This window comes from Micromonospora sp. CA-111912, assembly GCF_050948415.1.
GTDB lineage: Bacteria > Actinomycetota > Actinomycetes > Mycobacteriales > Micromonosporaceae > Micromonospora.
Genome location: NZ_CP192007.1, coordinates 3,962,180 through 3,975,582, shown reverse-complemented (window position 1 = coordinate 3,975,582; position 13,403 = coordinate 3,962,180). Strand labels below are relative to the sequence as shown.

Sequence of the window (13,403 nt, the reverse complement as noted above, 5' to 3'; positions counted from 1 at the left end):
GTCCTTCCCCCCGTTTGGCGCCTGACGACCTCAGGAGACTCCCACCACCGGCAGGTCGGGGGATCGGCAGAACGACGTATGTCGGCCACCCGCAACCATTAGTCGTAATGTCGACGCGAGGCGTACCAGTGGCCGTGAAGACTTGTAGAACGGTCCGGGGACCTGTGACTAGGCTGCGAGCCATGGCCAGCGATGTGGACACCGCACCGCTCGTCGGCCGTGCCGGCCAGGTGGCGACACTGCGGTCCGCGCTGCTCGACGACGTCGGGCCGGGACAGACGGCGGCGGTCTTCCTCACGGGCGAGAGCGGGGTGGGCAAGACCCGGCTGCTGCGTGAGGTGGGCGACCGGCTGCGCGCGGCAGGCGCGCTGGTGCTCACCGGCGGGTGCCTCGACATCGGGGACGCCTCCCCGCTGCACCCCCTGTTGCAGGCGTTGCGCCGGTTCGACGCGGACCTGACCGCCTCGCACGCCCGCACCTCGTCGGAGGTTCGCGGGCTGTTGCAGATGTTCGCCGAGGAGACCGGCGGCCCGGACGGCGCGGGGGCCCTGCTGGAGCGGGTCTCCCGGGGGCTGAACCTGGTGGCCCAGGGCCGGCCGCTGGTGCTCGTGCTCGACGACCTGCAGTGGGTCGACCGGAGCACCCGGCAGCTGCTGCTCTACCTGCTCGCCGGCCTGGGCGACCTGCAACTGTCGGTGCTGGCGGCGGTGCGGTCCGAGTCGTTGCAGGGCGCGCACCCGCTGCGCCGGGTGCTCACCGAGCTGCGCCGGCTGCGGTCGGTGCGGGTGCTCGACCTGGCCCCGCTGGACCGGGCGGACACCCAGCGGTTGGCGGCGGAGATCGTGGGCGGGCCGCTGGGCGTGGAGACGGCGGAGTCGGTGTGGCAGCGCAGCGGCGGGAACCCGTTCGTGGTCGAGGAGTTGGCGCGGGACCTGCGTGACGGCCGGGACGGGCTGTCGGACACCGTGCGGGAGGTGTTCCTGGCCCGGGTGGACGCCCTGCCCGAGCCCGCGCACGCGGTGGTGCACGCGGTGGCGGCCGGGGTGGAGCCGGTGGCGCACTGGCTGCTGGCCGAGGTGACCGGGCTGCCGGAGCAGGAGCTGATCGACGCGGCCCGGGCCGCGGTGGCGCACCGGCTGCTGGTCAGCGACGGCGACGGGTACCGGCTGCGGCACCGTCTCGTTGCCGAGGTGCTCGCCCATGAGCTGCTGCCCGCCGAGCGGTCGGCCCTGCATCGCCGGTACGCGGAGGCGCTGACCGCGGCCCCGGCGGAGCTGCACCAGGCCCGGCTGGCACACCACTGGCGGCTGGCCGGCGAGCCCGCCCGCGCTCTGCCGGCGGCGGTGTCCGCCGCCGAGGAGGCCGAGCGACTGCACGGCTACGCCGAGGCCCACCGGCACTGGACGGTGGCCCTCCAGCTGGCCGGCGTCCAGCCCACCGGGGCGTCCGCGGCGACCACCGGGATGTCCCCGGCGGACGGTGGCGTCGTCGACCGCGCGGACCTGCTGCGGCACGCCGCCGAGGCGGCGCACCACTGTGGCGAGCACGCCCGGGCGCTGGCCCTGCTGGAGGAACTGGCCACCACCACCGCCGACGGCGCTGCGCCGGCCTGCGCGCTGCACATCCGGCGGGCCCGCTACCTGGCCGCCGCCGGCCGGTCCGCCCCCGCGGAGGCGGAGTACCGGCGGGCCCTCGCGGCGGCCGACTGCACCTCCCGGGAGCGGGCCACCGCAGCCGCGCACCTGGCCGAGTTGCTGCTACACCTGGGCCGGTACGCCGACGCCGGCGACCGGGCCCGGGAGGCCCTGGCGCTGGCCGCCGAGGTGGACGGGTCCGTCCCCGAGGTCGTCGTGGCCAGCATGGCGCTGGGGTTCAGCGAGGCGTACCTGGAGGACCCGGACACCGGGCTGGCGGTCATGCGGGAGGCCCTGGACACCGCCGAGCGGGCCGGCCGGCCCGAGGATGTGGCGTGCGCGTACCTGCACCTGGCGGAGCTGCTCACCGGGCCGCTGAACATCCTCGAGGAGGGTGTCGTGGTGGCCCGCCGGGGCGCCGAGCGGGTCGCCGAGCTGGGGCTGGGCCGCACGTACGAGACCCGGCTGCTGGCCATCGCCACCAACGGGCTGTTCCGGGTCGGGCAGTGGGCCGAGGCGGAGAAGGTGGTCGCGGCGGCGCTGCGGCACCGCCCCTCCGGCGCGGACGCCGTGGAGCTGCTGCTGGCCCGCTGCCGCCTCTCGGTGGGCTACGGCGACATCGAGGCCGCCGACCGGGACCTGGAGGCCGTCGCCACGGTGCTGGCCGGCGGCGGCGCCCGGCACGTCATCCCGCTGCTCACCCTGCGCGCCGGCCTGGCGATGTGGCAGGGCCGGCACGACCTGGCCCGCCAGGCGGTGCAGCGAGGGCTGACCGAGAGCCGTTCCGACGACGTGGGCATCCTCGCCGCGCTGGTCTGGCACGGGCTGCGGGCCGAGGCCGAGGCGTACGGGTCCCGCACGGTGCCGGTCGACCGGACGGCGGTACGCCGGCTGCGCGAGGTGGCCGAGCGGGTGGCCCGCAAGAGCGAGCATGCCGTCCGCTCCGTGCGGGACGTGGTCGACGGCTTCCTGGCGCTGTGCGACGCCGAGCTCAGCCGCCTCGACGGGAGCAGCGACCCCGAGCTGTGGGCACGCTCGGTGAGCGAGTGGGAGCGGCGCCACCACCCGTACCCGGCGGCGTACTCGCGGCTGCGGCAGGCCGAGGCGCTGCTGGCCCGGCGCAGCCGTACGGCGACCGCCGGCAAGCTGCTGCGCCAGGCGTACCAGGTGGCGCAGCAGCTCGGCGCGGTGCCGCTGAGCACCGAGATCCGCACCCTGGCCGGCCGGGCCCGGGTGCAGCTGGAGGAGCACGGCGCGGCGGTCGAGGGCCGGTCCCCAACCGGCGCCGAGCCGGCCAGCGACGACCTGGCGGTGCTCACCGCCCGGGAGCGTGAGGTGCTCGCCGCGGTGGCGGAGGGGCTGACCAACAAGGAGATCGGCCAGCGGCTGTTCATCAGCGAGCGGACCATCGGCGTGCACGTCTCGCACATCTTCGACAAGCTCCAGGTCCGCACCCGGGTGCAGGCCAGCGCGATCTTCCTGCGTAACCATCCCGGGTAGGCGCCGACGTACGTCGGTCGGCTGCTTATACGTCGTTCTACTGATCCGCCGCACGGGCCGTGGCTGGAAGGCTGTGCTCCGATGACGGCGGCACGGGGGTGCCTCGGACCACAGTGGAGGAGAAATGGACGAACCGGTCTGGGGCCCTGTTCACCAGGACATCGTCGGCCTGCTGGCCGACCACCCGGCGGACGTGCCGGCGGTGGTCGACCACCTCACCAAGCTCCAGGACATGCTGGTCCGGCTGCCTCCGCTGGAGCGCAGCTGCCCCCTGGCGGACTTCAACGAGCTCTACCTGACCATCACCACCAGCGTGCTCAACGGCCTGTACGACGACCGCTTCGCCGACCCGGTCTTCCTGGCCCGGCTCGACGTGGAGTTCGCCGCCCGCTACTTCGACGCGCTGCGCTACTGGACCGAGTCCAGCCCGGTCACGCCGCGGGCCTGGTCGTGCCTGTTCCGGCGGATGCGTGGCCCGGACGCCCGGCCGCTCCCCTCGGCCGCGGCCGGGGTGAACGCGCACATCAACTACGACCTGCCGTTCGCGTTGGTGACCACGTTCGACAGCCTGGAGTCCGAGCCGGTCGACGGCAGCGACCAGCACCACGACTACCTGGAGATCAACCAGATCTTCGCGGAGCGGATCCCGGAGCTGCGCCGCGGCTACCTGGACAACTGGCAGCTCATGATCGACATGCTCAACGGCGACATCGACGACTGGTACCAGGGCGAGCTGGTGGAGTACACCCGGAACGTGGCCTGGCGCAACGCGCAGAAAGTCTGGCGCTGCCGGCATGATCCAGATGCCCGCGAGTGTGAGCGCGAACGGCTGGACGACAACGCCGCCGCGCTCGGCCGGCTGCTGCTGTCGCCCCTCGGGGCGTTCCTGCAGTAAGCCGGGACGGGGGGTCCCCGCGCTACCGGGGGGAAGCGCGGGGGCATCCCCCTGTCTCGGGCAGGACGACCGGATGACGCCGGCGGACAGCCCTGGACGCGTACCGGGACGCCTGGTCGGCCGCGCTGAGCTGAGCCTCGCGCCCGCCGTCCTCGTCGGGCCGAGCTGATCCTCGCGCCCGCCGTCCTCGTCGGGCCGAGCTGATCCTCGCGCCCGCCGTCCTCGTCGGGCCGAGCTGATCCTCGCGCCCGCCGTCCTCGTCGGGCCGAGCTGATCCGCCGCCCCCGCCGCCCCCGTCGCCGCCCGCCCCGTCGCCGCCCGCCCCGTCGCCGCCCGCCCCGTCGCCGCATGGCCCGCTTCGCCGGTCTCGGTGCCCCTGTCGGGTCCGGCACCCATTCCGCCGGACTTCCTCACCGTTCCGGCGGGCGACGCCGTCGGCACCGCCTACCGTCGGAGCAGGGCGTGAAGGGGTGGCGTGGCATGGCGGAGCGGCGGGACGGTGCGCGGCCCCGGGAGCACCGGGCGCGGGTCTCGCGGGACCCGAGCCCGGAGGAGCGGCCTGCCCAGGATCCGAGCCCGGCCGAGCGGGCCGCCCGCGACCCGCGCCTGGGCGGACGCGGCGGCCCTGGCCCGGCGGCGATCCCGGAGTGCGTCGAGCGTCCCGGCCCCCGGGACGAGCCCGTGGGCCGGCTGCGCCGCTGGCTGTTCCAGCACCGGGTGCAGCCGGTCGGGCCGGAGGCCGGGGAGGCGCAGGCGAAGACCCACCCCTGGTGGCAGGTGATGTGCCTGACCGGGGTGGACTACTTCTCCACCCTGTCGTACCTCCCCGGCATCGCCGCTCTCGCCGCCGGGGCGCTGTCCCCGCTGGCAACGCTGCTGATCGTGGCGCTGACCCTGTTCGGGATGCTGCCGATGTACCGGCGGGTCGCCGGGGAGAGCCCGCACGGGCAGGGCTCGGTGGCGATGTTGGAGCGGCTGCTGCCGTTCTGGCGCGGCAAGATCTTCGTCCTCGTCCTGCTCGGCTTCGTCGCCACCTCGTGGATCATCACGATCACCCTGTCGGCCGCCGACGCCACCGTCCACCTGCTGGAGAACCCGTACCTGCCGGCGTCCGCCCCGCACGGCGAACTCGCGGCGGTGGCGGTGACCGTGGTGCTGCTGCTCGTGCTGGGCGGGGTGTTCCTGATGGGGTTCAGCGAGGCGGTGACCGTGGCCATCCCGCTGGTCGTGGTCTTCCTCGGACTGAACGCGGTGATCGTGGTGGCGGGGCTGGCGCAGATCGCCGCCGAACCGGACGCGGTGGGCGACTGGTCCGCCGCGCTGACCGCCGGTGGCACCGGGTTCGCCGACGTGGTCGGCCCGGCGGCGCTGGCCTTCCCGCTGCTGGTACTGGGCCTCTCCGGCTTCGAGACCGGGGTGAGCATGATGCCGCTGGTGCGCGGGAACGGCCCGGACGCCGCCGGACGCCTGGCCGCTCGGATCCGCAACACCCGCCGGCTGCTCACCACCGCCGCGCTGATCATGTCGGTGTACCTGGTCGGCACCACCTTCGTCACCACCGTGCTGATCCCGGCGCGGGAGTTCCAGCCGGGCGGCGCGGCCAACGGTCGGGCGCTGGCCTGGCTGGCCCACGAGCGCCTCGGCGAGGGGTTCGGCACCGTCTACGACGTCAGCAGCGTGCTGATCCTCTGGTTCGCCGGCGCCTCCGCGATGGCCGGCCTGATCAACATCGTGCCGCGTTACCTGCCCATGTACGGGATGGCCCCGGAGTGGGGGCGGGCGGTGCGCCCGGTGGTGATCGTCTACACGCTGATCAGCATCGCCATCACCGTCGCCTTCCGCGCCGACGTCGCCGCCCAGGCCGGCGCGTACGCCACCGGCATCCTGGCGATGATGGTCTCCGGCGCGGTGGCGGTGACCGCCACGGCGGCCCGCGCCCGCCGGCGGTCCGCCGCGGCCGGCTTCGCCGTGCTCACGGCGGTGCTGCTCTACGCCCTGGTCGAGAACGTGATCGAGAAGCCGGACGGGATCGCCATCTCCGGCATGTTCGTGGCCGGCATCGTCGCCGTCTCGCTGATCTCCCGGGTCACCCGCACCACCGAGCTGCGTGCCGAGCGGATCGAGTTCGACGACGCCGCCCGCCGGTTCGTCGCCGAGTCCCTGGCCCACGACGGCCGGTTGCACCTGATCGCCAACAAGCGCGACAGGGGCACGGTCAAGGAGTACCGGGTCAAGGAGCGCACGCAGCGTGGTATGAACCCGGTCCCAGGTGCCGCCGACGTGCTGTTCCTGGAGATCGACGTGGTCGACCCGTCGGAGTTCAGCCGGGTGCTGCGGGTGCACGGGGTGGAGGCCGGCGGGTTCCGGGTGCTGCGGGCGGCGAGCCCGGCCGTGCCGAACGCGATCGCCGCGATCCTACTCGCGTTGCGCGACGCCACCGGGGTACGCCCGCATGCCCACTTCGAGTGGTCCGAGGGCAACCCCATCGCCCACCTGCTGCGGTACCTGATCCTCGGCCGGGGCGACACCCCGCCCGTGGTGCGGGAGATCATCCGTAAGTCCGAGCCGGACCCGTCCCGCCGTCCGGGCATCCACGTCGGCGGCTGACGGCGGGGATGTGCGACAGGCTCCGGCGATCCAGGGGCGGCAGGCTAGCCACCGACCACGTCCTGTCATGCCGATGTCCGGGTTTCTGTCAGCTCCAGTCCCTTCCAGCCTGGGCCCACACGTGTCGTAGGCCCGCATGCGGTCGTCACGGTTCCTATCGGAGGCAGGAAATAGGAGGTCGAACAGGGTGTCGACCTCCAGATGTCTCCGTCTGCGGCGTGAGGAGATCCCATCAGCCATTGCCTTGACGGCCGTGGTCTTGCCCGAGCACGGGGGCCCGAGAGTACGACGATCCCGTTGCTGGCCATCTCACCTCGTGATTGATCGTCGACGACGTTGGGTCCGGACGGATCATGGCAAAGCCTGAGAGCCTATCCGTGCGGATTGAGCCGCGATGAGCGCGCTGAAGTGCCGCAGATCAGTTGGCGGCCGCATGTCGCACATCAGTCGACCGAGGACACACGGTGGCTGTCAGGTCATACCGTCACGGGCATGCGATCGGAACCCACGCTGGTCGATGGCCAGCTAACAGCGGCAGCAAATGACGGACACGAGGGCCCACTCGCTGAGTTCTCCGCGCTCCGGCAGGAGATTCAGGAACGCGTCAAGGCACAGCAGCAATTGCTCTCCTTGCAGCTCACCGTCTCCGCAGCGATCTTTGGTTTCGCCATTTCCCGTCCCGGGATGACCGCTCTCCTGCTGATCATGCCGTTCACGTCGTACCTGCTGTGTGGGCGCTTGGTAGCCCAGAACTTCGGCACGCTGCGGATAGCCGAGTACATCACGGATGAGCTCAGCGGCCGTGTTCCGGGCGGCCTCGGCTGGGAAGAGTGGCTTCGGCAGCGGCAGCCACGCAGTCCGCATTTCCTGGGTTCTGCGCTGCCACTGCTGCTCACCTTCGTTGCGACGAGCGTGTGCGCCTTGGGCTGGACCATCGGGTACATCTTTCTCCGCGACGGCGTCGAGCTGGCGCCCCAGATCGGGCTCGTAGTGGTCTGGGCCCTCGGCGTGGCCGCCGCCATCTTCTCCACCATGCTCGTGCTTCAGATGGCCGGGCGGGTGCCCGTGCGGAGTTGGGAGCAGACCGGTCTGTCCTGACCCAACGACGAAACCGCCTGGCGGTCAGCCACCCCGGCCGGCCGGACAACGCGCCGCAGTTGCCGAACGAATCGCACACCTCTCGCACTACCGGCGGCCTCGGTTGCCGAAATCTCGTCGACGCCCACCAGGACGACGGCCGCCGGCCGTACGCGGCTTTCCCGAACGTCGGTCCCCAAAGGCCTTTCCTCAGTGACTCAGGAAGAATCCGACGCAAAGAGAAAACCAGCCTCCTAGGACGCCTTAGGGGAAGTGTCCCGCCTGACCCGAGGGGCACTCCGGCCCCAGGGCCCCGGCAAAGTCGTGAGGGGCTCCGGCTTGGCAGGCCCCATGGGATGCGCGCGCTGCCGACATGATCGGCCCCTGCCGGGTCGGTCTTTGCCGGGTCGGCGTGCCCTGCGTTGGTTCCTTTGGAGCTGCCCCGTTTGTGCTGTCGGTGGAGTGGGAGCGTGGACGGGGCAGCTCCATAGGGGCTGAAGGGCTGGTCCCCGACCGGGGGGGCATTGTTCAGGCCGCCGCCCGGCTGCCCGGTGTACGGGGCGGCGTAGCGGCGACCTCCCGGGGCGGGTACGGGGAGAGGGAACATAGCTGAGGGCCGGCGAGACCGGGGCCCTGGCCAGAGTCTCGGGTCATCCGCATGGAGCGGAACGGGATTCCCGGAGGGTGGATGAAACGTCGGGCGGGATCGGACACTCCGCGACTGTGCCGGGGCCCTGCCCCGGCCCCCGTCCCAGTGAGGGCCGAGATCGGGGCCGGCGGACATACAACGGCCCGCGCCCCCAGGGTGGGGGCGCGGGCCGGGGCGAGCGGGTCTACTTGGACGGCTCGGGAAGGTCGCAGTCGACCTTCGGGTTGGCGCCGATGTAGTTCAGCGGACCGGCCACGATGGTCACCAGGATGGTGCCCGCCTCGGCGCAGTTCGTGTCGTCGCCTTTGTAGTAGCCACGCTGGCCTGCGGCGATCGCGCCGATGACGAGCCAGATGACAAGGATGATTCCCAAAATCGACGGGCCACGCCGCATGGCTTCCTCCCGGGTTGTGGTAGGTCGAGGTGGCCCCGTTGTACCCATCCGCGGCGATCGGCTAAACGGCGTCCGGGCCGGGCGGGCGGGACGGCTGTCCGATTTCAGTCATAGCGCCGGGTGACCGAGCACCGGCGGGAAGCGCCCCCGAGGGCGGCGGTGAGCAGGACCGGTAGGCCGTCGGGACGGAACTGCGGGACCCGGTCGGACTACCCCGCCCCCAGGTCAGCCCGGCCGACCGGGAACAACGCCGGGCCGACCGTCGCCCGGGCCTGCGTGGACCGTCAGCCGGAGGCGGCCGGGTTGCCCCGCCTACGGCTGACTGAGGCTGAACATGATGTCGGTGACCAGAGCGTCGTGGCCCGGGTGCCGACGAGGAACGCCGGCCGCGCGCCGGTCGGTGGCCCCGTGCGGGGTCACCGACCGGCGTCGTCGATCAGGACAGGTCGTCGGCGCCGACCGGCGCGGAGAGGACCCGGTCTGCCTCAGCCGGGGCACCCGCGAGCACCGCGGCCTGCTGGGGCCAGGTGGCCAGGCTCGGCGTCCCCCGGAGGCCGGCGGCGCGGATCGTGTCCCGCAGCGCGGCCTCGTTCAGGTCGGCGAGTTGCCGGTAGGTGCGGATGCCGGCGTCCTGGAGCGCGGCGGCCATCTTCGGCCCGATGCCCTGGATGCGCCGGAAGTCGTCGGCGGTTGCGGAACCGGCTGACGGAGCGGGGACGGGGGCCGCGTCCGGGGCCGACGGGCTGGCCTCGCCAACGCCGGCCCGGGACTCGGCTCCGGGTGCCTCGGCGTCGCCGGAAACAGCCGAAGTCGGCTCGGCGTCGTCAGGAACAGCCGAAGTCGGCTCGGCGTCGTCGGCGGCGGCCCGGGGGGCCGGCACGACCGGCCCGGCGACTGCCGGGACCGCAACCGGGACCGGAGCTTCCTCAGCCGCCGCGACCGGAGCTTCCTCAGCCGCCGGGGCCGCGACGGGAGCGGGTTCCTCCGCGACCCCGGCAGGCGTGGTCACGGCGGGAGCGGCCTCGGTGAGGGTGGTCTCGAGCGGCGCCACCTGCGAGGGGGCGGCCTCGACCGGCGCGGCCTCCGCGTGGGCGGCCTCGACCGGCGCGGCCTCGGTGTGGGCCGGGGCGGTTGGCGCGGCCGGGCTGGCCTCGTCGTCCGTCCGACCCTCGTCGATGAACGGGTCGGCCTTCGGCGTTTCGTTGTCCACGGTGGCGTCGGCCGAGAGCGTTCCGGTCGTGACCGCGTCCACGGAGCTCGGGTCGGCGGCAGGAGCGGAGGCGGGGGCCGGGCCGGGCTCGGCGTCGGCGGGGACACCCGTGGTGGCGGTGTCGGCGGGGGCGAAGACGGTCGGGTCCTTGTCGGCGAGGACCGCGCCCGGCCGGGTCGCCTCGGCGGTCTCCGGAGCGGGGCGGTCGACCACGGCGGCCGGGGCCGCGGCCGGGGCTACGATCGCCTCCGGTCGGTGCGTGTCGACGGTGGCCTCGGCGGTCGGGCCGGACACCACGGCCACCCCGGCGACGGGGTCGCCCTCCACGATGGGCGTAACGGTGGCCGGCGGGTCCTGCCGGCCACGTAGCACCCATCCGGCCGCCGCGCCCAGCAGCAGAGCCAGGATCACGATCAGCCATTGCCCGAAAGTCGACGGCACGGCAAAGCTCCCTCTTATTGAGTGTGGTCGGTGAAAAGTCGCGAGAAAAATCCGTCGCAGCTTCGCACACGTGCCGTGTCGGCGGCAGGGAGGACCGTGGGCTTCCGGCGCTGGTGGGGTACTTCGCACCCTGGGTGTCGGCGGGGTGACTGAACGTGGCGTGGCGGGGTGTCCGCGCTCCGCCGCGTCGCCGCCCGTCGTCCACCGAAGGCACGCCAACGGACCCGGACAGCGCGGGCCCGGCACCGCAGGACGGTGCCGGGCCCGCGCGGGCTGGGCTGTCAGTCGGCCTCGCCGCGGTAGGTGTAGAAGTCGTCGACGAACCTGCGGCGCAGCGTGGGCACCCGGCTGGTGACGCCGAAGTAGCTGCGCGCCCCGAGCAGCGCGAGCCGGCCGATCACCGGCCGGTACAGCGCGTCGTCGCCGCTGGTGCCGCTGCTGCGCAACGAGTCGGCGACCCGGGCGAAGCCGTACGGGATCATCGCTGCCTCGTAGTCGGCGACGGCCTGCACCAGGGTCTTGTCGCCGGAGGCCGCCAGTCTGATCTGGCGGTTGAGCAGGGCGGCGTCGCGCAGGGCGGTGTTCGCGCCGACCCCGCGGCCCGGGGTCATGCTGTGGATCGCGTCGCCGATCAGGGTGATGGTGCTGCTCTTCCACGGCTGCACCGGCTCGGCGGTGGACACCTTGACCGGCAGGGCGCTGCCCGGGTCGCAGCGGGCCAGCAACTCGCGTAGCTGCGGATGCCAGCCGCGGGTGAGTTCCTGGGCGACCTCGACCAGTTCGCCGCCCCGTCGCCGCATGATGTCGGCGGGGAACCGGCGGGCGGTACTCCACACGATGAGGTTGATGTTGTCGCGGGTGGTGTCGTGGCGCAGGCCCGGCCAGCGGCGCAACAGCGCGGCGTCGGCGTCGGCGACCCCGGGCTTGATTTCGCCGTGGCGGTCCCACTTGAACTCCATCACGTGCAGCACGCCCATCATCCCACCGGCGCCGAAGATCAGGGAGATGCCCTGCTGGAGCCGCTCCGGGATCAGCTCGCGCGTGTGGTCGGTCAGCGGGATCCGGGTGGCGATGTTGATCGTGCCGGCGTCCCGGCTGGCGGCGTGCGGCAGGTACTGGCGGCGGACCGCGGAGTGCGTGCCGTCCGCGGCGACCAGCAGGTCGCCGGTGGCGCTGCTGCCGTCGGCGAAGTGGGCGGTGACGGTGCCGTCGTCGCGTTGTTCGTACCGGGTGAAGGTCCGGCCGAAGTGGACGACGTCCTCCAGGCCGGTGAGCAGCACCTGGCGCAGGGTCATCCGTGCGACGGAGCGTTCGGTGTCGACCGGGTGGTTGTCCGGGCGCAGCTCGAACGACGCGGTCTGGCGCAGCCGCTCGGTGATGACGTTGAAGTAGCGGGGGGCGCGGGCGCAGGTGACGACGAAGGTGTCGAACAGTTCCGGCGGCAGGCACTCGCGTAGCGCCCTGCTGCCGGTGGGGCTGATGCCGACGCGGTAGCCGAGCAGGCCGTCGGCGCGGGTGGTGTGGCGTTCGTGCACCGAGACGTCGAGGCCGGCCCGGCGTAGCCCGTGGGCCAGGCACAGGCCGCCGGTGCCGGCCCCGATGACCAGTACGTGTGGTGTCTTGGCTGACACGGGGCCGGCTCCGGCTCAGCCGACCGTGCCGGTCGTGCTGACCGACGAGGTGGCGTCCCAGCTGTAGAAGCAGCCGGCCATCGCGTCGCGCGGTGAGCGCCACGTCGGCAGATATGGCGAGGTGTGCGCGGAGAGCCGTTCGTTGACCTGGAGGTACAACGGGTGGCTGCGCGCCTCGGCGAGGACGTCGGGGTCGACGTCCTCGGTCTCCATCAGGTGGACGCACAGGTCGTGCAGGCAGTACAGGGAGCGGTGCCGGACCCCGGTGAGGCCCGGTAGTTCCGTCGCGTCGGCCTCGGCGAAGATCTGCGCCACCCGGCCTTCCGCGCCGGGGATGATCCGGCTGACGATTAGTAGACGACTCATGGGACCCCTCCCGCCGGTGGTGCTCCTGGATCAGGTCGGGTGACCACGTGCACCGTTGCCGCCCACCTTGCCGGTCGTCCTGTCACGTCACCGTCACTGTCCGTGTGGCGATGGTGACGGGACCGCGGGCGCGGGGCGGGGTCAGCCGGGAACGAGAACGAGTCGGCCAACGCCGGCGCGGGTCAGCGCGGGCGGGGGCCGGTGCGGGGGAGCGGCTCGCGGCGTGGCTCGGGCGCGGCCGGCCGGGTGGCCCGCCGGATCGGTGCCAGCGTGTCGTGCAGCAGGGCGGACATGGCCGGGGACGGTTCCAGGCGCAGCTCCCGCAGGAGCATGTCGCGGTAGGCGTAGAAGGCGTGCACGGCCTCGAACACGTTGCCCTCGGCGAGGTGGATGCGGACCACCAGCCGGTGCGGCGTCTCGCGCAGCGGTTCAGCCGCCATCGCCTCCAGCGCGGCCTCCAGGGCCTCGCCGTGCCGGCCCGCCGCGATGTGGTTGCGGGCCACCTGTTCCAGCATGTGCAGCCGCAGCTGGCGCAGTCGTTCCCGGTCCAGCAGCACCCAGTCGTCGTACCAGCCGGGCAGCAGGTCGTGTCGGCCGGCGGCGCTGGTGGTGCCCGGGTCGTCGCCGTCGCGTACCCGGGCGGCGGTGGTGGTCAGCTCGTCGACGTCGAGCCGGACGTGGGGGTGCAGGCGCGCGGTGTCGCCGGTGGTGACCAGCGGGCAGCACGGGTCCTGGCGCAGCCGCCAGAGCGCGGTCCGCAGGGAGGACAGGGCGCGCTCCTCGGGCGCCTCGGGCCACAGCAGGCCGGCTAGGTGGCTGCGGGTGGCGCCGGGGCGCAGCCCGATCAGCGCGAGGACCCGTTGCAGCCCGCGGGGGACGACGACGGGGGTTCCGTCGTGCAGCAGGCGGAAGCCGCCGAGCAGGTGCAGTGAGACCTGTGGGGAGGGGCCGTCCAACGTGGTCGGCGTGGGCGGATCAGCGGTCACGGCGGCACCCCCT

General features: G+C 73.2%; 9 protein-coding genes. 4 read left to right on the top strand and 5 right to left on the bottom strand.

What is annotated here, in order from left to right; all coding sequences use genetic code 11:
* The first annotated feature begins 182 nt into the window (after nucleotides 1–182).
* The 4 genes from ACQPZO_RS16440 to ACQPZO_RS16425 all read left to right on the top strand — a co-directional run bounded on the left by ACQPZO_RS16440 (nucleotide 183) and on the right by ACQPZO_RS16425 (nucleotide 7,734).
* On the top strand, nucleotides 183–3,134 hold the full coding sequence (locus tag ACQPZO_RS16440; RefSeq protein WP_433341944.1) for a helix-turn-helix transcriptional regulator: 2,952 nt from the start codon (nucleotides 183–185) through the stop codon (nucleotides 3,132–3,134).
* 124 nt (nucleotides 3,135–3,258) lie between these two features.
* Entirely contained in the window at nucleotides 3,259–4,029 is a 771-nt protein-coding gene (locus tag ACQPZO_RS16435; RefSeq protein ID WP_387017618.1) for a DUF5995 family protein, read from the top strand.
* 480 nt (nucleotides 4,030–4,509) lie between these two features.
* A complete protein-coding gene (locus ACQPZO_RS16430; RefSeq protein WP_433341942.1) occupies nucleotides 4,510–6,636 on the top strand; it encodes an amino acid transporter in 2,127 nt (708 codons plus the stop codon).
* Nucleotides 6,637–7,128: 492 nt separating this feature from the next.
* Nucleotides 7,129–7,734 carry a hypothetical protein gene (locus tag ACQPZO_RS16425; protein WP_433341940.1) on the top strand — a complete coding sequence of 202 codons (606 nt, stop codon included), beginning with the start codon at nucleotides 7,129–7,131 and terminating at the stop codon, nucleotides 7,732–7,734.
* 812 nt (nucleotides 7,735–8,546) lie between these two features.
* On the opposite strand, the gene ACQPZO_RS16420 is transcribed toward ACQPZO_RS16425, so the two are convergent.
* The 5 genes from ACQPZO_RS16420 to ACQPZO_RS16400 all read right to left on the bottom strand — a co-directional run bounded on the left by ACQPZO_RS16420 (nucleotide 8,547) and on the right by ACQPZO_RS16400 (nucleotide 13,390).
* The gene (locus ACQPZO_RS16420) at nucleotides 8,547–8,756 is read right to left on the bottom strand and encodes a hypothetical protein (RefSeq protein WP_350888920.1); all 210 of its coding nucleotides are present in this window, start codon (nucleotides 8,754–8,756) and stop codon (nucleotides 8,547–8,549) included.
* Between the two features lie 436 nt (nucleotides 8,757–9,192).
* Complete coding sequence (locus ACQPZO_RS16415; RefSeq protein WP_433341939.1) at nucleotides 9,193–10,407, bottom strand: helix-hairpin-helix domain-containing protein; 1,215 nt, start codon at nucleotides 10,405–10,407, stop codon at nucleotides 9,193–9,195.
* Nucleotides 10,408–10,688: 281 nt separating this feature from the next.
* Nucleotides 10,689–12,038: an FAD-dependent oxidoreductase gene (locus ACQPZO_RS16410; protein WP_433341938.1), complete on the bottom strand. Its 1,350-nt coding sequence runs from the start codon at nucleotides 12,036–12,038 to the stop codon at nucleotides 10,689–10,691.
* Between the two features lie 15 nt (nucleotides 12,039–12,053).
* Nucleotides 12,054–12,404 carry a TcmI family type II polyketide cyclase gene (locus tag ACQPZO_RS16405; RefSeq protein ID WP_396672745.1) on the bottom strand — a complete coding sequence of 117 codons (351 nt, stop codon included), beginning with the start codon at nucleotides 12,402–12,404 and terminating at the stop codon, nucleotides 12,054–12,056.
* Nucleotides 12,405–12,586: 182 nt separating this feature from the next.
* Complete coding sequence (locus ACQPZO_RS16400) at nucleotides 12,587–13,390, bottom strand: AfsR/SARP family transcriptional regulator (protein ID WP_433341936.1); 804 nt, start codon at nucleotides 13,388–13,390, stop codon at nucleotides 12,587–12,589.
* Nucleotides 13,391–13,403 lie beyond the last annotated feature (13 nt).